The sequence below is a fragment of the Myxococcus sp. CA040A genome, from assembly GCF_013336725.1.
Taxonomy (GTDB): Bacteria; Myxococcota; Myxococcia; order Myxococcales; family Myxococcaceae; genus Myxococcus; species Myxococcus llanfairpwllgwyngyllgogerychwyrndrobwllllantysiliogogogochensis.
This window is the reverse complement of record NZ_JABUMR010000003.1, coordinates 905,184-922,928: the sequence shown is the minus strand read 5'-3', so window position 1 is coordinate 922,928 and position 17,745 is coordinate 905,184. Positions and strand designations below refer to the sequence as shown.

Below are 17,745 nucleotides of genomic sequence, written 5' to 3'. Positions count from 1 at the left end.
CCAGACGGGCAGGCCCCCGCACCACGCCCCGGCTGAGGGCGCGGGGGTTTCAGCCCGTGGTGCGCCCGGAAGGCGCGTCACCGGTCAGCTCCGGCGCGCGGTCCGGCGTGTCGACGAAGCGCCGGTCCATCTCCGTGCGCATGAAGCGCTCGATTTCCTCGGCGGTGGTCAGCTCCATCGCCTCGCGCAGCAGCTCCGCCGCGTCCACGCGGCTCACCCGGCGGATGAAGCGCTTCACGGCCGGAATCTGCCCGGACGTCATCGACAGCTCGTCGAAGCCGAGCGCCAGCAGCACCAGCGTGTAGAGCGGGTCTCCCGCCATCTCCCCGCACATGGACACGGGGATGTTGGCGGCCTTCGCCGCGCCGACGATGGTCTCCAGCATGCGCAACACGGACAGGTGCAGCGGCCGGTAGAGGTAGGCGACCTCCCGGTTCTGGCGGTCGATGGCCAGCGAGTACTGGATGAGGTCGTTGGTCCCCACCGAGAAGAAGTCGGCCTCCTGCGCGAGCCGGTCCGCGATGATGGCCGCGCTCGGCGTCTCCACCATGATGCCCACCGGGAAGCGCTTGCCCACGGGCAACCCCGCGCGGCCCAGCTCGGTGCGGCACGCCTCCAGCTCGCTCCGGGCCTCGCGCAGCTCGCTCACCCCGCAGATGAGGGGGAACATCAGCCGCAGGTTGCCGTGCACGCTGGCGCGCAGGAGCGCGCGCAGCTGCGTGCGGAACAGCTCGCGGTTGGACAGGCAGTAGCGGATGGCCCTCAGGCCCATCGCCGGGTTGGGCTCCTTCTCGTGCTTCGTCTTGCCCGGCACCTTGTCGCCGCCCAAATCCAGCGTGCGGATGGTGACGGGGCGCCCGCCCATGGCCTCCAGCACCTGACGGTACGCGCGGTAGTGCTCCTCCTCCGTCGGCGCCGTCTTCCGGTCCAGGAACATGAACTCGGTGCGGTACAGGCCAATGCCCTCCGCGCCGTGCGCCAGGAGCGACGGAATCTCCTCCAGGAACTCCATGTTCCCGTTGAGCCGGATGCGGAAGCTGTCGGTGCTGATGGCCTCCAAATCCTTCGTCGCCAGCGCGACCTGCTCGGCTTCCTGGTGACGGCGCTGCTCCTCGCGGAAGCTCTGGAGCTGCTCCTCCGTGGGGTTGACCAGGATGATGCCCCGGGTGCCATCCATGGCCACCAGGTCCCCGGGGGAGATCTGCTCGCTGGCCCTTCCAGCGCCCACCACCGCGGGCGTCTCGCGCGCTCGGGCGACGATGGCCGTGTGGCTCGTCTGGCCGCCCAGGTCCGTCACGAAACCCGCCACCCGACCGCTGCGCGCCATCATGGCGGCGTCGGCCGGGGGCAGGTCATGTGCGACGACGATGGCCTCCGCGGGGACTTCCACTTCCTCGTCCACCACCTGGCCCATCAGGTTGCGGATGATGCGGTCGGCGACGTAGTCCACGTCGGAGCGCCGCTCGCGGAAGTACTCGTCCGGGATGTTGTCGAAGAGGTGCTTGATTTTGCGGGCCACGCGGCGGACGGCCCACTCGGCGTTGATGCGGTCCTCGACGATGAGCTGGTTGACGGCGTCCACCAGCATCGGGTCGTGGAGCATCAGCCGATGCGCCTCCAGGATGAGGGCGTGGTCGGAGCCCTCGGTGCGCGTGATTTGTTCCTTGAGCTCGGCGAGCTGGCGGTCGGACAAGTCCACCGCCGTCTTCATCCGCATCCGCTCGGGCTCGACCTCCGCCTCCGCCAGCCTCAGCTTCGGCGTGCGGATGCGTTTGCGGTCCAGGATGAAGGCGTGGCCTACCGCCACGCCGGGTGAGGCGCCGATGCCCATCAACCTCAGTGTGGGAGTGGCCTGGCTGCTCACGTGTCTTTCTTCCCTCCGAGTCCTACCGCATTTTCATTCTCACCCGTCACTTCGACTCGCCAAAACGGTCGGCGATGAGCTTTGCCAGCTCCTGGAGACACGCCTCGGCGTCGTCTCCCTTACACGTCAGCTTCACCTGGACCCCCTGGGCCGCCGCCAGCATCAGCACGCCCATGATGGACTTGGCGTTGGCCCGCTGACCCTGGGCCTCGATGAGGACGTCGCTCTTGAAGCGGTTGGCCACCTTGACCATCTGCGCCGCCGCCCGGGCATGGAGCCCCAGCTCGTTGATGATCTCGTATGTTCCTACAGCCTCGGTTGCCATCGCGACTCCTACCTCTCGTCTTAAAGGAAGGCACCCGCCGCGCCGGCCAATATCGCCGCGAGGTAGAGCACCACGTAGTTGGGCACCCGACGGCTGACCAGCACGTAGGATGCAACCCCCAGGGCCAGGCACCCGGCCGCCAGCAGGGGCGCATGCGCCCCACCCGCGTTGGCCCCAAAGGACACCGCCAGCCAGGCCGCGAGCCCGCCAGCGCACAGCGCCGCCACCGTCCTGAGCCGCGCCCCCCGGGCCGGCAGGTTCGCCCGCGCCACCGCCTCCACCAGCCGGTCTCCCAGGGTGAGCCCCAGCCAGTACAGCCGCACCCGCAGGAGCAGGTGCACCAGATTGTAGAACACCAGGAACACCGGCACCGCCCACAGCCCCATGAGCGGCACCAGCGCGGCGCCCACCGCCCCGGCCGCGGGCTTGAGCGACAGCCAGAAGAAGCCGTCCCCCAGCGCGGCCAGCGGCCCCATCAGCGCCGCCTTGAAGGCCACGACCTTGTCCGGAGTCTCCTCGCCCCGGGCGATTCGCTCCTCGTGGAAGACGACTCCGCCGACGATGGCCGCGGCCACGTAGGGGTGGGTGTTGAAGAAGACCAGGTGCCGGCGGACGGCCTCCTCTCGCGCGGCGCCGGACGCGTACAGCCGCTCCAGTGCGGGGAAGACGGCGTAGGCCAGCCCCAGGTTCTGCATGCCCTTGGGGTTCCACGACGCCTGGAGGAAGAGCGAGCGCATGAAGACGCGCAGCAGCACCGTCCAGGGCAGCGGGGCATCGGGAGCGCTCACGTGCGCTCCTGGAGCAGGAAGAAGACGACCGTCACCGTCACGGCCGCCGCGCCCAGCGCCGCGTAGAGCGGAGCGCGCCTGGCGTGGCTGCCCTGCGCGGCGATGGCCGCCGCCACGGAGGCCATGGCGGGCCACGCCCACGCCAGCCCGCGCACCATCATGGGGGGCATCGCCTGGAGCAGCGGCTCCACGAAGAAGCCGGCGAGCGCGCACAGCGACGTCAGCACGCCGTACACCACGAAGTGCGGCCACATGCCCCACAGGTTCTGCCGCATGGCGCGCGTGAGGTCGCCGGTCTCCGCGGACGACAGGGCCACGCGCGCCAGCCTCGCCGTATACCCCTCCAGCAGCCGGTCCGCGCGCCGCCCCACCCGGCCCATGCCGATGAAGAGCAGCACCGCCAGGGACCAGATGGCCGGCGTGGAGCCCGCGCCGGAGGCCAGCGTCATCGTGGCCGCGGCAGCGCTGGTGGCGGTGGCCGCCAGGGTGTCGTTCTCCGGCAGCGCCGCGCCCAGGTTGGCGGTGCCCAGGAAGAACAGCTCCAGCAAGAGGCCCACGCCCAGCCCGGAGGGCACGTCATTGAGGAGCAGCCCCATGACGGTGGCGGCCACGAGCGGCCGGGACAGCATGGCCTGGAGGAACGCCTTGCGCTCCACGGCCACCAGTCCGCCCCACACTCCCGCCAGCGCCACCTGGGTCCAGACGACGCTCACGCGCTCACCCGGCCTTCGCCCACCGCTCGGACAGGTCCGGCAGCTCCACCGGCTTCTCCGCCGGCACCGCGCGCGCTTCCACGCGCACGCCCTGCTCCGCCAGCTGCTGGAGGGTGCGCAGCTCCGCCTCCGCCAGGAACACGGATGGGGACACCTGCCGCCGGCCGGTGCCGAAGTGGACGTTGCCCAGGTTGAGCTCTCCCAGGTTCAGCCCGTGCGCGTACGCGAAGGGCACGGAGGCCACGTCGCGCAGGAGCACCAGCGTGCGCACCCCGTCCTTGGACAGGGCCGCGAAGTCCACCTGGGACAGGGGGAGAATCTGCACCTCGATGGCGCTCTGCACCGCCAGCGCCATGGCGGCGCGGATGAGCGGGCTGGAAGCAGCCTCGTCATCCGCGACCACGACGCGGGACACCTTGAGGTGGGGCAGCCAGGCCTCGACGACCTGGCCGTGGATGAGGCGGTTGTCGACGCGGACCAGGGTGATCACGGCAGTCTCGAATCGCCGACCCGCGCGGGTCCGTCAAGTTCGCGGTTGCTGCTGGGCCTCGCGAAGCAGGGCGGATGCACAGGTGATGTTGCGCTGACCATGGGATGCCAGCTGGTTGGCCATCTCAGGGAGGGTGAGCTGCTCGGAACGAAGCGAGTTGGCCTTGAGGAGCATGGGCAGGTTGACGCCCGCCAGGACCTCCAGGTTCATGCGCTGACACATCATCAGCGACTCCTTACAAGGCGTACCTCCGAACAGGTCCGCGAGGATGATGACACCGTCACCGGTGTCCACGCGCGACACTGCCTGCTTCATCTTCGCGCGGATGTCCTCGACAGGAGTCCCCGGCTCGATGTTGCAGGTTGCCACCGCGGGGAGTTTCCCCACGATCTGTTCCGCGGTGGAGACCAGCTCCTCCGCCAAACGCCCGTGCGATGCGACGACGAGGCCGACCATGTTCACTCCTGACCAACCCCCCGGAGATCGCGTCCTACGCCTGAACACGACGTTGCGCAACTCCGGCGAAAGTTTCCGCCCTGTACCCTAGATAAGCTCTCACGTCTTGTCTCGAAAGGTAAGACGCCATTGCCTCCCGTGCCCGAAATTTCGGGTCCGGCCTCGCGCAGGGCTGTCGCCTGCCGGACGGGGGAGCGCCGTCGCATCCCCCACGTTCATGAGATGCGGAGGGGGTGGTGGAGATGCTTCGCGCCAACAAGCGCGCGCCCACGCCCCCCACACCCTCGGGCAGCGAGGGTGCAGGCACCCCACTCAGTGGGAGGGCTCGTCCGCAAGCTCGCCCCTCCCCTCGGGGCATGGTTGACTGCCGCACCTGGGGCACGCCGGGCCCCACCTCCGGCGATGCGGGAGGACTGCGTGGCGAACCAGAAGCTGCTGAAGGCCGGGGATGCGCTGCCGGACGTGACGCTGCCGGGAGCGGGCAACCAGCCGGTGCGCCTGCGCGACCTGGCAGGGCAGAAGGTGCTCGTCGTCTACTTCTATCCGAGGGACGACTCGCCGGGTTGCACGGTGCAGGCGTGCGGCTTGAGGGACCAGTACGAGGACTTCGTCGCGGCGGGCGCGGAAGTGGTGGGCATCAGCGGTGACTCCTCCGCGTCCCACCAGGGCTTCGCCGCCAAGCACCGCCTGCCCTTCGTGCTGCTCAGCGACGAGAAGGGCGAGGCGCGCCAGGCCTTCGGCGTCGGCACCTCCTTCCTGGGCATGCTCCCCGGCCGCGTGACGTTCGTCGTGGACCGCGCCGGAGTCATTCGCGACAGCTTCGAATCCCAGATTCGCGTGGGCGAACACGTGCGGCGCTCCCTGGAGCTCGTCCGCTCGCTCGCCGGTGAAGCCGCTCCCGCCACAGGGAAGTGATGGGGTGGATGCGCGCGTGCGCGCCTCGGAATGTCGCGGCCGCACGGGCGCGTCCCATGCGCGAACACGTTGCGCGGCCCCTGGGGCAGCGCACCCCCGCTCCACCGCGCCAACCCCGCGAAGCGCCTGGGTTTCCGCCCCCGTAAAGCCCGTGGCCCATGCCTTGCTCTTGTGTCCGGATGCCACGCGATGACCGCGCGGCACGACGCAAGGAACACGGCCATGAATACCCAACCCGAAAGCTTCTACGACACGGTCCTCTTCGCGCTCGGCCCCGTCGTCCTCGGCTACGCCGCGTGCATGGTGGCGCTGCTCGTGTCGTACGCGCGCCCCTAGCCACGCCCACGTGTCGGGGCCTGGACGGGATTCCTTGGGAAGAGCTATAAGCCGAATACCGCGACAGGGCCGCATTCTCTGAATGAGGACCGCCGCGTACTCCGCGAAGTCACTCCCAAGCATTCCCCGAAAGGAAGTCCGACATGAGCTTCAGCTCAGGTGGTCGCCTCAATTGGTGGATGGGTGCGGTTATCAGTGCCTCGTTGCTGGGTGCCTGTGGTTCGCCAGAGGAGCGGGCGGGAGAGGTCCCCGTCGAGGCCGAGACGGCGCGAGACGCGGTCGCCGGAGATGTCGCCGTGAAGTTGTCCACGCCGCGCCAGTCGCTGGCCGCGCGTGAGGGTGTGAGCGTGACGGTGACGCTCACCAACGTGTCGAAGGACACGGTGCGCCTGCTCAAGTGGCACACGCCCACGGAGGGGCTGAAGGAGGACCTGTTCGCCATCACCGTGGACGGCGCGGCGGTGGAGTACCAGGGCCGGCACTACAAGTGGGCCACGCCGGTGGAGAGCGACTTCCTGCGCATGGCCGCGGGCGAGAGCGTCTCGTACACGGTGGACCTGGGCGAGACGTATGACTTCTCGCGCACGGGCAACTACAGCCTGCGCTACGACTCGGACGCGCACGACTCCACCGTGGGCCACGAGGGCATCTCCCAACTGCGCTCGGACAGCCTGAACCTCTTCGTCGAGGGCCGCCCCTTCGTCGACCTGGGCGCCGACCAGGACGGCACCGTCTCCTCCATGGCGCTGTCCACCGCGAACTGCACGGCCGCGCGGACGACCCAGGTGACGACGGCGTTCGCCAACGCGAAGACGATGTCCACGAACTCCATCAACTACCTCGTCAATGGAGTGCCGCCGTACCTCCGGTACACCACGTGGTTCGGGACGTACAGCGCGGCCAACAAGACCATCGTCCAGAACCACTTCAACGCCATCCTGAGCGGCTTCAACAACCAGTCGGTCATCGTCGATTGTGGCTGCACGGACAGCGCCTACGCGTACGTCTACAAGAACCGTCCCTACCGCATCTACGTGTGCAACGCCTTCTGGCCCGCGCCCGCGACGGGCACGGACTCCAAGGCCGGCACGCTGATTCACGAAATCAGCCACTTCACCGTGGTGGCGGACACGGACGACCACGCCTACGGACAGAGCGCCTGCAAGAACCTGGCGAACTCCAGCCCGACGAACGCGCGCGACAACGCGGACAGCCACGAGTACTTCGCGGAGAACACGCCCGCGCAGTAGTGACGGGCCTCCAGTGACATGATGTGACGCGAAGCGGGGGCGCGGCCGGGCGCCCCCGTTTTGTTTTCCGGGCGGCGCGAGGCCTCGGGCCCCACGCCGTCTTCCGAGGGCGGAGGAAACCATGACGCGTGGACATGTGGGCCGCATCGCGCTGCTGACCCTGGCCATCACCGGGGCGGGCTGTGCGTCGCGCAAGGAAGAGACAGCGCCGCCAGCGGACGCGCGGCAACAGGAGGAGGCAGCCGTGGCGAAGACGCTGGAGTGCTCGCTGAGCGGCCCCGCGCAGGTGAAGGCGGGTGAGCCGGTGGAGCTGGTGTTCAAGCTCACCAACCCCACGAAAGAGCCCCTGTACGTGCTCAAGTGGCACACGCCACTGGAAGGCATCCGCAACAACATCTTCACGGTGACACGCGCGGACTCGGCGGCGGAACTCTCCTACGGAGGTCCGATGATGAAGCGCGGGCCACCGGATGCGTCCTCCTACGCGACCATCGCCCCCGGGGAGTCGGTGGAGGGCACGGTGGACGCGGCGCTCGCATACGGGCTCCAGGAGCCGGGCACCTACCGCATCACCTTCCGGGGACCGCTGATGGACGTCACCTCGGACCAGGCGAAGGTCCCCGCCCTCGCGGGCGAATACCACGACGTGGCGCTGAAGTGCCCCGAGGTCGTCGTGACTGTCACGTAGGTCGCGAGGTGGAGGCGCTCGGGGCGCTCGCGCGCGGGCTACAGCGCGAGCACGCCCTGCACGGACTCCATCATCCGCACGCGCCGCTGGGTGACGGGGCTGCTGCCATCCAGCAGCGCCGCCGTCTCCGCCAGCACCTGCTCCAGCGGATAGCGCTTCACATACGGGTCCGGCGTCGTCTGGCCGCCGGGCACCGTGGACTGCCAGCCCACCATCAAGTCGGTGGCGCCCTCCAGCGCGGCCTCCACGGCGGCGAACGCGAGCCGGCCCGCAATCATCCGGTCATGGTGCGTGGGACTGCCGCCGCGCACCAGGTGGCCCAGCACCATGCCGCGCGCCTCCACGCCCTTCAGGTCCTTCAAGCGCTCCTGGAGCCGCGAGACGAGCAGCGGCGTGGGCAGCTCCACGCCCTCCGCCTTCAGCACGAGCACCCGGCGCTTGGTGCGCCCCTCCGCGAGGTTGCGCCGCACCAGGTCCTCCAGCGCCTGGAGGATGTCCGCCTCGCCCCTGCCCTGCTCCCGGAACAGCACCGCGTCGGCGCCCGCGGAGACGGCCGCCGCCATCGCCAGGTAGCCGCAGTGCCGGCCCATCACCTCGACGATGAAGGCCCGGCGGTGGGCGCGCGCGGTGTCGGAGATGCGGTCGCATGCTTCCACAATCGTGTTGAGCGCGGTGTCCACGCCGATGGCGGACGCGCTGCAGCCGATATCGTTGTCGATGGAGGCGGGAATTCCGACGATGGGCGTCTTGCACTCGCGCGCCAGCAGGTGCGCGCCGGTGAGGCTGCCGTTGCCACCGATGACGACGAGGCCCGACAAATCCTCCAGCCTCCGGGCCGCGTCCGCGCGTCCCTCCGGCGTCATGAAGCGCTGGCTGCGGGCGCTGCCCAGGATGGTCCCGCCCAGCTGGCCGCTCGCATCCAGCTCCGGCTCCGGCACCAGCGGGCCACCCTCGCCGTCGGGCCGGGTCAGCTCTCGGAAGCGGCCCTCCATCAACCCCTCGTAGCCGAACTCCACGCCCAGCACGCGCACGCCGCGCACCGCCGCCACGCGCACCAGGGCGCGCAGCGCCGTGTTCATCCCCGGCGAATCCCCGCCAGACGTCATCACCGCGAGTGTCCTGGCCATGAGCCTCTCCTCGTGCGTGTTCCAGCGCGGGACGCCGCGAGCGTCCGTGAGGCGTCACCATAGCGCGAGGAACACCGCCCCCGTGAAGCTCAGCCCACCACCAGTCGCGCGCGCTGCCGCGCCGGACGGATGTGCGCCCGCGCCCCCGCGCCGAAAACCAGGAAGTCCTCTTCCATCCCGTCACTGAAGATGACGCCCCCCGACGGCATCCTCGACTCCAGCACCAGCTCCTGCTCCTCCGTCACGAAGCCGCCCACCACCTCCGCGCCCGAGTGACGACTCACGAAGGGCTCGCGCACCACGAAGGCCAGCCGGGGCTCCTCCCACCCCAGCCGCCACGGCGCGCCCGGCACGCCGCCCGTCCGCGCGGTGAGGCTCCGGGCCAGGGTAAAGATTGAGGACAGCCACCCGCTGGAGCCCGCCCCCGTGGACACCAGCACGCCACTGGACGACTGCGACTCCTCCTGTCCGCCATGGCTCAACCTGTAGCGCGCCGACACGTGCGTCCGCGCGCCGATGAACAAGTCATTGAAGGCCAACAGCCGCTGCCCATCCTCCAGCCGGGCCTCCGCCAGCGTGACGCCGCGCAGCCGGGCCTTGCCCTCGAGCACCTTGCGCACCGCGCCACGCGCCCCCGCGACTTCGTAGGGCAGGAGCACGCCGTCGAAGCGCTCCGGGTCCGGATTCACGCCCACCAGCGGCTGCTCCCCCACGTACTTGGCCACGTTCGCCACCAGCCCGTCCTGCCCGGCGACCACCACGATTTCCTTCCCGCTGAAGAGGAAGGTGGGCGCCAGGCCGCGGTCCACGTGCTGCACGGGAAGCCCCACGTCCAGCGAGTCCCGGAGCCGGTCCACCGCGCGCACGTAGGCTTCGTCCTCGCGCTCGAACTCCTCGAAGTCCTGCCCGGCGTGCTCCACGTAGAACTTCGCCTGCTTCTTCGTGTTGAAGCGCTCCACCAGCCCCGCCAGCCGCGTGCGGCGGGTGACGAGCAGGATTTTCTCGAACATGGCCCGGCCCTCCCCTCGTGGTGACTCAGCGCTCGCGGGCAGGCCCCTGCGTGGCATTCCGCGGGGTGTCCCTCGGCGGCTTCGCACCCGCGTTCATCAGCGAGTTCAAGAGGTCCGGCGACACGTTCAGCTCGCCGATGCGGTGCGCGTTCTCCGCCATCTCCCGGAAGGCGAGCGCGATGTTCAGCGCAGGGTCCCCACCGCTCGCGGACGTGGCCATCAGCGTCTTCCAGTCCACCCCGCGCACCGGCGCCAGCGTCTTCTCCAGCGCGTAGGCCCGCGCGTCGGCGGCCTGCTTCTCGTTCTGCGTCCAGCGCTCCATCAGCGCCGAGCGCTGCTCCTCCACCGCGATGTCCCCCGCCATCTTCGCCTCGCGAATCTGCCGCTGCCGCTCCTGCACGGCCAGCTCCGTCGCCAGCTCGCTCTCCTTGATGCGGCGCTCCTGCTCCACCGCCGCGTTGCGCCGCGCGTAGATGGCCTCGTCCGCCTGACGCTGCAGACCCTCGCGCGCATCGGCCTCCAGCGCCCGCGCCATCTCCGGCGTCGGCTTCGCGGACAGGAGCGAGAACGCCATCACCTCCACCCCCAGCGCCCGGATGGGCTCCGCCGCCGAAAGCGACGCCAGCACCTGGGCTTCAATCGTCTGCGCCCCCACCAGCACCTCGCGCAGCGCCATCCCCTGCACCACCGTGCGCGCCCGCACCTGCGCCACCTGCACCAGCCGCTCCGGCAGCTTCTCCGGGTCCTCCGAGCGATACCGCCCCGACGGCCCCAGCGAGTAGTCCAGGAGCGACGACAGCTTGCGCGCGTCCGCCACCCGGTACGTGAGCTGCCCCTGCAGCGTCACCGCCTGGAAGTCCCGCGTGATTTCGTTGAACGCGAAGGGCACGTCCACGCTCGACAGCGGCACGCTCACCAGCGTCGCGGACGGCTTCCAGTAGAAGAACGAGAGCCCCGCCCCCTCTCGCACCACCTGTCCCCCCTCGAACTGCATCACATACGACGTCGGTGCCGCCTTCATGTACCCGATGACCATGCGCCCGCCCTCGCTGCTTCGTGTACCTTCGACACATACTTAGTGTCCAATTAACACAAAATCAAATCAAAGCGACGGAGCGGTCCACCGACCCACGCGCCGTCGGCGTCCGTCACCGCGAAGCGGGAGGCCGTGCGTCGCCTCGACAGGGGTCCAGGGCGAGGATGCGCTGCTCGGCCACCCCACTCCCGGCCCGGCGCGTCATCACCGCGTCAGGGTCGATTCCCGAGCCGCTGAAAATCCGGGGGGCGACAAAAGAGGGGCTTCAGTCGTGGACGAATGGGGCTCGCGTGCGCAGGGTTGCGGGGAAGCCCTGGTCCGGTTCCTTCGGGACGAAGTCGGCGGTGAAATCACCAGGAGCAGCATGCCTCGACACCAAGGGACGACTCGACGCCCCAGGCAGGGAAGCCACGCGACACACCCGCTCGGGCGAATCATGCCGCTCGCGGCCCGCCGCCCCCGGCCCCGCCCTTGCAAATCCACGGGAGGGGACACGCCATGCACATCGCGGTGATTTCAGACCTCCACCTGGGCAGGCGCGACGTGGCGGACCACTTCGGCCACGAGGACTCCGCCTTCGCCCGCTTCCTGCGCGTGCTGGAAGGCAACTTCGAGCGCATCGTCCTGCTGGGCGACATCTTCGAGACGCTCACGTCCCGGGCCCCCGGGCACCAGGCAGCCGAGCTGGCCGCCGCGCGCGCCGCCCATCCGGAGCTGGTGCGCCGCTTCGCCGAGCCGCGGTACCACTACATCCACGGCAACCATGACCTGGTGGCCGGCACGGTGCTCGGCGCGCCCGAGCAGCTGGTGCTCGAGGCCGACGGCGTCAGGATGTTGTTCACCCATGGGCACCACCACGACTGGGTCATCCGCAAGGCGCGCTGGTTCTCGGAGGCCGCGGTGTGGACGGGCGCGTGGCTGCGGCGCATGCACCTGCGCGCGATGTTCCGCATGTTCCAGGCCATGGACGCGCGCCTGATGCACGCGGTGCCGGACCCGGCGCGCTGCACCTTCCAGCAGTGGGCCCTGGCTCGGGCCAGCGACAGCGCCGCGGACATCGTCGTCACCGGCCACACCCACCTGGGCATGCGCGTGGAGCACGGCAGCCGGCTGTTTCTCAACAGCGGCACCTGCTCGGAGGGCCAGTTCTCCTTCCTCAGCCTGGACACCCGCGCCGGCCAGTACGCGCTGCACACCACCTGGTAGTGCACAGGCCGGCCGGACGCGGAGGGGGCGACGGGCCGGGCCCCCTCACGTTCCGCTCGCTCCCACCCGGGACGGGCGAAGTAACATCGCCGGATGTTCAGGCGGCTCACCCAAGCGCTCCGGCTTCTCGCGCGGAGCATCCCGGGTCCGAGCTCCGACGAAGGGTCTCCACGCGGCGGCGAGGTACCTTCCGAGGAGGCTCCGGACCGCGCCCGCCGAGCACCCGCCGCCCGCCGCGCCTCGCAAGCTCCGGACCGCGCGGCCCGCTACTTCGACCTGCACGACGACTTCCGCACCCCGGACCGGCGCGAGCTGAGCGACCCGGTGTCCCTGGACGGGCGGAAGATGAACTCCGTCTGGTTCTTCACCTCCGGCGCCGCCGTGCCGCACCGGGGCCGGCTGAAGCTGACCGCCGAGCCCCCCGGCCGCCCCCTCGACTTCTCCCTGGCGGGCGCGGGCCTCACCCCCGTCGTCCACGCCTCCGTGGCCGCCATCTTCCGGGAGCTCGCCCCCGACGACGTGCAGCTCATCCCCGTGGAAGTCGAGCGCGAGCCGGAGTCGTTCTTCATCCTCGTCGCCACCCGCCTGGTCCGCTGCCTGGACGAGACCGCCTGCGCGGAGGTCTCCCACTACACCGCCGAGGACGGCCCCCCCGAGCGCGTGGGTCACTACCGCACCGTTCGCGGCCTGCGCATCGACCCCGTGAAGACCGAGGGCGCCCGGGTGCTGCGCACGTGGGGCTGGCCCGTCAGCCTCATCGTCTCCGAGGGAATCAAGGAGGCCCTGGAGCACGCCGGCGTCTCTGGCGTCCGCTTCGCCGAAGTCACCCCTCCGGCCGCCCCCCGCAAACGCCGCCGCAAGTCCCGGAGCAAGCCGCGCCGGGGCTGACCCACCCGACTTCCAGAGTTTGATGCCCAAAGTGCTTGACACCGAGGGGTCGTGAACTTGTGGGGTAGGTAAACCAACTGTATCTTTCTCGCCTTACAGCTAATTCCTGAGGCGAAAGTTGGACAGGCTCGACGCGCCAGTGCCGGTTCCCGCAGATGACGTTTACTTCGGGAAATACAGAATTCTGCAACGGCTCGCGGCGGGTGGGATGGCGCACATCTTCCTGGCCTCCATCGACGGGCCGGACGGCTTCTCCAAGCCGTGCGTCATCAAGCGGGTGCTGCCGGAGTACGCGAACCTGGAGGCGTTCAGCCGGATGTTCGCGGACGAGGCGAAGGTCGCCGCGCTGCTGACCCATCCGAACATCGTGCAGGTCTTCGACTTCGGGAAGATTGATGGCCAGTACTACCTGGCCATGGAGTGGATTCAGGGCCAGGCGTTGGACCGGGTGCTGCGGCACGCGTGGAAGTCTCACTTCCCGCTGGGCCAGCGGGTGGCGGTGGACGTGGGCATCGCGGTGGCGGACGCGCTGGCGTACGCGCACTCGAAGACGCTGCCGGACGGCACGCCCCTGAAGCTGGTGCACCGCGACGTCACGCCGGGCAACGTGCTGGTGTCGCGCGACGGCATCGTCAAGCTGGCCGACTTCGGCATCGTGAAGAGCGCGGTGAACGTCGAGCGCACCAGCGTGGGCGTGGTGAAGGGCAAGTACGCGTACATGTCCCCGGAGCAGATCACAAACCGGGAGCTGGACCACCGCTCGGACCTCTACTCCCTGGGCATCGTCCTCTACGAAGCGTCCACCGGACGCCGGCTGTTCAAGCGCGAGACGGTGGAGCAGACCATCATCGCCGCCACCCAGGTGCAGGTGACTCCGCCTTCACAGGTGTCACCGGGTTTCATGCCAGAGCTGGAGCGCATCATCCTGCGCCTGCTCGAGAAGGAACCCGACGCGCGCTACCAGAGCGCCCGTGAGCTGGCCATGGACCTGGAGCGCTTCCGCGCCGCGCAGAACTGGACGTCGGGCGGGCGCGAGCTGGCCACGCTGGTGACGTCGCTGTTCCCCGCCGACAAGACGGGCCACCACAACACCGCGCTGTCCGCGTTCGGCTCGTCATCCACCAGCGGCATGTCCAGCGGCGGCGTGCCATTGGAGCGCACGCCGAACCCCAGCGTGCGGCTTGGACCTCCCGTGGAGGAGCGGACCTCTCCCACCACGCGCGGCCCGGTGGCGGACGCCGCGCTGGCCATCCCCGTGGACCTGGCAGAGCCGCCGTTCCCCTGGCCCATCGTGTTGACCGCGGGCGCCGCGGCCTGCGCCAGCGCCTTGTTCTGGTACTTCGTCGCCTGAGAATGACGGCCTTCGTGCCCGGGCTGACGTGGCGCATGCGGTGAGACCGAGAAGCGGATGAAACAGAAGACCTGGATTGCCGTCATCGTCGTCGGAACACTCGCCGTCAACGCCATGGCGTACGTCGTGATGCGCAAACGCCGCGCGACGGAGGCCATTCCCGCCACCGCCTCCGTCACTCCGCCCCGGCCTCCATCAGCGACGGCCGCGCCGCCACCGCCCGACCCCGTCACCGCCCCGCCGGTGGATGACGCGAGCGAGGGACTGGCCCGCGCGCGCCGCGCCGCCGGACTCGCCGCGCTGGAAGACCGCGACTACGACACCGCCGTCAGCGAGTTCACCGAGGCGCTGAGCCTGCGCAAGACGCCGGGCGGAGACCTGGTCGAGCTGTTGCGCATCGCCACCGACCTCCAGTCGCGCGAGCGCAGCCGGGGACGCGGAGAGCAGGCCAAGGCGACCCGGGAGCCTCCGACGCGGCAGACCGCCCGCACGCGCGCCTCCAGGGCCGCCGCCGCTCGCGCGCAGCAGCAGCAACCCAGGGAAGAAACCACCGTGCTGGAGGAGCCTCGCGGCGGCTTGCTGCTGGTGACGTCCACGCCGCCGGGCCTCGTGGTGCAGGTGGATGGGAAGGCCGTGGACCTGACGCCCGCGCGACTGCCCCTGCGCGCGGGGACGTACCGCGTGGCGCTCGCACAGGGTGACCGCCGGCTGGTGGAGGAGACGGTGGAGCTGGAGGAGGACGGTGTGCGCTCCATCAACCGCGACCTCAGCGAGCAGTTGGCCCCACCACCGCCCGTCGCCGCGAAGCCCGCCGCGCCCGCTCCCCCCGTGGCCGTCGCCGCGCCTGCCGCCGCCGTGGAGCCTCCGCCCACGTCCGTGGCCACCGCCGCGGTCGCGAAGAGCGCCGCGACGGGCAGGGGTGAGCTCGACATCACCTCTCCGTCCCTCTACGGCGAGGTCTGGGTCAACAACCGTCCCTATGGCTTTCCCCCGCTCGTCGCCCAGAACCTCCCCGCCGGCCCCGCCCGCGTGGAGGTCCGCGTCAACGGCGAGGTGAAGCGTCGCATGAGCGTCGAGGTCGAGCCGGGTCGTCGCACGGCCGTCCGGGTGCGCTGAAGCCCCGCCGCGCACCGCTGTCTCCCATTCCTTTTCAGACGCGGGCCCTGGCCGCCCACGCCCCGTCCTTGCCCAGAGGTCCGCCCCCATGCCGTTCCGCCCTCGCTGGCCCCGCCCCGTCCTGCTCTCGCTGCTGCTCTCCGCCACGCCCTCCGCCATCGCCCAGTGGGAGCCGGAGACCTCCGAGCCCACCACCGAGGCCGAGGCCGCGCCCCCGCCGCCCGCGTCGGGACAAGAGGTGCTGCCGCTCGATGAAGAGTCGGACGTGCACAGCCAGGTGGCCTCGTTCGCGATAACGAAGCTGCGCGACTCGCCCGCCGTGGTGACCTCCATGACGGCGGAGGAGATTCGCAACTCGGGTGCGCGCGACCTGATGGACGTGCTGCTCCAGGTGCCGGGCTTCTTCTTCGGCGTGGACACCCAGGGCGCCGTCGGGCCGGGCTTTCGAGGGCTGTGGGGCTACGAGGGCAAGGTGCTGCTCGTCGTCGACGGCAAGGAGCTCAACGAGCAGCTCTACTCGACGATGCAGCTGGGCAACGAGCTGCCCGTGGAGCTGATTGAGCGCATCGAGGTCGTGCGCGGTCCCGGCTCGGTCATCTACGGCGGCAACGCGGAGCTGGCCGTCATCAACGTCATCACCCGGGGCGTGCAGGGCAGCACGGACCTGATGGTGTCTGGCACCTACGGACAACTGGCGAAGGTCAACGGCCGGCGGAGCCTGACGCTGTCGGGGCGCAAGGTGTTCGAGTCCGCGCCGGGACTGAGTGTCTTCGCCTCCGCGTCGCTCGGCCAGGGCCAGCGCAGCGACGCCCAGTTCCAGGACTTCTTCGGCAACAGCGCGGACATGGGCGGCAACACGAAGCTGAACCCGACGACGGTGCAGGCGGGCGTGGGCTACCGGGACCTCCAGCTGAGCGTGCTGTACCAGCGCTTCGCGACGTCAGCCATCGTCGCCTTCGACGAGGTGCTGGACGCGCCCTCGTCCTCCGACTTCGAGTCCTTCCACGCGGAGCTGAGCAACCGCTTCCGTCCCAGCGAGCGGGTGGAAATCATCCCCCGCTTCAACCTGACGCTCTCCGAGCCGTTCCGCGACGCGGACCAGGCCTCCGAGTTCTATTACGAGAAGCGGGTGATGCGGCTGCGTGGCCGGACGATGGCGCGCTGGGCGGCGCTGGACGTCCTGCAGCTCACCGGTGGCGTGGACGTGGCATCGGACCAGGGCAAGCTCAGGGGCCCCGCGGACGTGGGCCTCCAGACGGCCTTCGGGGAGGACGGCGCCACCAGCGTCTCGTACCTCAACGTCGCGGGCTTCGTGGAGGCGTTCTCGGAGAACCCCATCGTCACGGTGGTGGCGGGCGCGCGGTATGAGAACCACAGCGACTTCGGCAGCTCGTTCGTCCCCCGGCTGGTGCTCTTGCGCGGCTTCGGCCCGTTCAGCGCCAAGGCGCTCTTCAGCCGCGCGTTCCGCGCGCCGGGCATCGAGAACATCAGCCTGGGCGCGGACGTGAAGCCCGAGCGCACCACCGTGTACGAGCTGGAGGGCACGCTGCGCTTCGGCGACGGACACGCCCTGAGCGCCAACGCCTTCGACGTGGGCGTGTCGGACCCCATCATCTACTCGTACGACGCGGTGGCGAACGAGGAGGCGTACCGGAACCTGGGACGGCTCGGCAGCCGGGGCATCGAACTGGACTACCACGTCAAGGGGAGCTGGGGCCGCGCGGCGCTCAGCTACTCGTTCTACGCGCCGTCGGGCCGCAACGACGTGGCGGACTACCAGGTGCCCGGGCACTCCAACGCCTTCACCGGGATGCCCACGCACAAGGCCTCGCTGTCGGGCAGCCTCAAGGTGCAGCCGTGGCTGTCCGTGAATCCCACCGCGGTGCTCGTGGGCCGGCGCTTCGCGGTGGACGTGCCGGACGACGACGGCGACTCGGCCGTGGAGGAGCTGCCCACGCAGTTGTTGCTCAACCTCTACGTGCGCGCGGAGGACGTGGGCACGAAGGGGCTGGAGATTGGCGCGGGCGTCTACAACCTGCTCGGCACGAACTTCCGCATCGCCCAGCCGTACAACGGCGGCCACGCGCCCATGCCCGTGTTCTCCCGCGAGTTCCTCGTCAAGCTCAGCTACCTGTTCGACCCGGGCCTGAGCGAGCTGTAGTCGCGCCCCCGAGCCGGGTCCCACG

17 protein-coding genes are annotated in these 17,745 nt (G+C 70.0%); 8 read left to right on the top strand and 9 right to left on the bottom strand.

The features are described from left to right. Positions 1–49 precede the first annotated feature (49 nt). From ptsP to HUA75_RS15840, 6 genes are read right to left on the bottom strand one after another with little or no spacing between them, the layout of a single operon-like run. Positions 50–1,864 carry a phosphoenolpyruvate--protein phosphotransferase gene (gene ptsP, locus HUA75_RS15865; RefSeq protein ID WP_174486864.1) on the bottom strand — a complete coding sequence of 605 codons (1,815 nt, stop codon included), beginning with the start codon at positions 1,862–1,864 and terminating at the stop codon, positions 50–52. Positions 1,865–1,910: 46 nt separating this feature from the next. Beyond that, entirely contained in the window at positions 1,911–2,189 is a 279-nt protein-coding gene (locus HUA75_RS15860; RefSeq protein WP_141647096.1) for an HPr family phosphocarrier protein, read from the bottom strand. A 20-nt stretch (positions 2,190–2,209) separates the two neighbouring features. Beyond that, complete coding sequence (locus tag HUA75_RS15855; RefSeq protein WP_141647097.1) at positions 2,210–2,977, bottom strand: PTS system mannose/fructose/sorbose family transporter subunit IID; 768 nt, start codon at positions 2,975–2,977, stop codon at positions 2,210–2,212. Next, on the bottom strand, positions 2,974–3,690 hold the full coding sequence (locus HUA75_RS15850; RefSeq protein ID WP_174486863.1) for a PTS sugar transporter subunit IIC: 717 nt from the start codon (positions 3,688–3,690) through the stop codon (positions 2,974–2,976). The genes HUA75_RS15855 and HUA75_RS15850 overlap by 4 nt, the downstream gene beginning before the upstream one ends. 4 nt (positions 3,691–3,694) lie before the next feature. After that, positions 3,695–4,180: a PTS sugar transporter subunit IIB gene (locus HUA75_RS15845; RefSeq protein ID WP_141647099.1), complete on the bottom strand. Its 486-nt coding sequence runs from the start codon at positions 4,178–4,180 to the stop codon at positions 3,695–3,697. A 33-nt stretch (positions 4,181–4,213) separates the two neighbouring features. Next, complete coding sequence (locus tag HUA75_RS15840) at positions 4,214–4,636, bottom strand: PTS sugar transporter subunit IIA (RefSeq protein ID WP_141647100.1); 423 nt, start codon at positions 4,634–4,636, stop codon at positions 4,214–4,216. A gap of 417 nt (positions 4,637–5,053) precedes the next feature. On the opposite strand from HUA75_RS15840, the gene HUA75_RS15835 reads away from it, so the two are divergent. From HUA75_RS15835 to HUA75_RS15825, 3 genes are all read left to right on the top strand, one after another. After that, positions 5,054–5,551 carry a peroxiredoxin gene (locus tag HUA75_RS15835; protein ID WP_141647101.1) on the top strand — a complete coding sequence of 166 codons (498 nt, stop codon included), beginning with the start codon at positions 5,054–5,056 and terminating at the stop codon, positions 5,549–5,551. A 479-nt stretch (positions 5,552–6,030) separates the two neighbouring features. Continuing rightward, complete coding sequence (locus HUA75_RS15830; protein ID WP_174486862.1) at positions 6,031–7,137, top strand: M35 family metallo-endopeptidase; 1,107 nt, start codon at positions 6,031–6,033, stop codon at positions 7,135–7,137. 121 nt (positions 7,138–7,258) lie between these two features. Then, positions 7,259–7,825 carry a protease gene (locus tag HUA75_RS15825; protein WP_141647103.1) on the top strand — a complete coding sequence of 189 codons (567 nt, stop codon included), beginning with the start codon at positions 7,259–7,261 and terminating at the stop codon, positions 7,823–7,825. A 38-nt stretch (positions 7,826–7,863) separates the two neighbouring features. Here the strand turns inward: HUA75_RS15825 and HUA75_RS15820 are convergent, their stop codons facing one another. The 3 genes from HUA75_RS15820 to HUA75_RS15810 form a co-directional block, all read right to left on the bottom strand. Next, a complete protein-coding gene (locus tag HUA75_RS15820) occupies positions 7,864–8,952 on the bottom strand; it encodes a 6-phosphofructokinase (RefSeq protein ID WP_141647104.1) in 1,089 nt (362 codons plus the stop codon). An 89-nt stretch (positions 8,953–9,041) separates the two neighbouring features. After that, complete coding sequence (locus HUA75_RS15815) at positions 9,042–9,962, bottom strand: NAD+ kinase (protein ID WP_174486861.1); 921 nt, start codon at positions 9,960–9,962, stop codon at positions 9,042–9,044. 25 nt (positions 9,963–9,987) lie between these two features. Then, the gene (locus HUA75_RS15810) at positions 9,988–10,998 is read right to left on the bottom strand and encodes an SPFH domain-containing protein (RefSeq protein WP_174486860.1); all 1,011 of its coding nucleotides are present in this window, start codon (positions 10,996–10,998) and stop codon (positions 9,988–9,990) included. A 498-nt stretch (positions 10,999–11,496) separates the two neighbouring features. Between HUA75_RS15810 and HUA75_RS15805 the strand changes: the two genes are divergently transcribed. From HUA75_RS15805 to HUA75_RS15785, 5 genes are all read left to right on the top strand, one after another. Then, positions 11,497–12,204: a metallophosphoesterase family protein gene (locus tag HUA75_RS15805; protein WP_174486859.1), complete on the top strand. Its 708-nt coding sequence runs from the start codon at positions 11,497–11,499 to the stop codon at positions 12,202–12,204. Positions 12,205–12,297: 93 nt separating this feature from the next. Then, entirely contained in the window at positions 12,298–13,092 is a 795-nt protein-coding gene (locus tag HUA75_RS15800; RefSeq protein ID WP_174460961.1) for an imm11 family protein, read from the top strand. Between the two features lie 208 nt (positions 13,093–13,300). Further along, positions 13,301–14,443, top strand: a complete 1,143-nt coding sequence (locus tag HUA75_RS15795) for a serine/threonine-protein kinase (protein ID WP_174454259.1) — start codon at positions 13,301–13,303, stop codon at positions 14,441–14,443. A gap of 57 nt (positions 14,444–14,500) precedes the next feature. Continuing rightward, a complete protein-coding gene (locus HUA75_RS15790) occupies positions 14,501–15,559 on the top strand; it encodes a PEGA domain-containing protein (RefSeq protein ID WP_174486858.1) in 1,059 nt (352 codons plus the stop codon). A gap of 88 nt (positions 15,560–15,647) precedes the next feature. Then, complete coding sequence (locus HUA75_RS15785) at positions 15,648–17,720, top strand: TonB-dependent siderophore receptor (RefSeq protein ID WP_174486857.1); 2,073 nt, start codon at positions 15,648–15,650, stop codon at positions 17,718–17,720. Positions 17,721–17,745 lie beyond the last annotated feature (25 nt).

Bases quoted from the DNA above. Each gene is read 5' to 3' on its own strand.
- HUA75_RS15860 (WP_141647096.1), bottom strand. From the start codon at position 2,189: ATGGCAACCGAGGCTGTAGGAACATACGAGATCATCAACGAGCTGGGG.
- HUA75_RS15840 (WP_141647100.1), bottom strand. From the start codon at position 4,636: ATGGTCGGCCTCGTCGTCGCATCGCACGGGCGTTTGGCGGAGGAGCTG.
- HUA75_RS15830 (WP_174486862.1), top strand. From the start codon at position 6,031: ATGAGCTTCAGCTCAGGTGGTCGCCTCAATTGGTGGATGGGTGCGGTT.
- HUA75_RS15825 (WP_141647103.1), top strand. From the start codon at position 7,259: ATGACGCGTGGACATGTGGGCCGCATCGCGCTGCTGACCCTGGCCATC.
- HUA75_RS15820 (WP_141647104.1), bottom strand. From the start codon at position 8,952: ATGGCCAGGACACTCGCGGTGATGACGTCTGGCGGGGATTCGCCGGGG.
- HUA75_RS15815 (WP_174486861.1), bottom strand. From the start codon at position 9,962: ATGTTCGAGAAAATCCTGCTCGTCACCCGCCGCACGCGGCTGGCGGGG.
- HUA75_RS15810 (WP_174486860.1), bottom strand. From the start codon at position 10,998: ATGGTCATCGGGTACATGAAGGCGGCACCGACGTCGTATGTGATGCAG.
- HUA75_RS15805 (WP_174486859.1), top strand. From the start codon at position 11,497: ATGCACATCGCGGTGATTTCAGACCTCCACCTGGGCAGGCGCGACGTG.
- HUA75_RS15800 (WP_174460961.1), top strand. From the start codon at position 12,298: ATGTTCAGGCGGCTCACCCAAGCGCTCCGGCTTCTCGCGCGGAGCATC.
- HUA75_RS15795 (WP_174454259.1), top strand. From the start codon at position 13,301: ATGGCGCACATCTTCCTGGCCTCCATCGACGGGCCGGACGGCTTCTCC.
- HUA75_RS15790 (WP_174486858.1), top strand. From the start codon at position 14,501: ATGAAACAGAAGACCTGGATTGCCGTCATCGTCGTCGGAACACTCGCC.
- HUA75_RS15785 (WP_174486857.1), top strand. From the start codon at position 15,648: ATGCCGTTCCGCCCTCGCTGGCCCCGCCCCGTCCTGCTCTCGCTGCTG.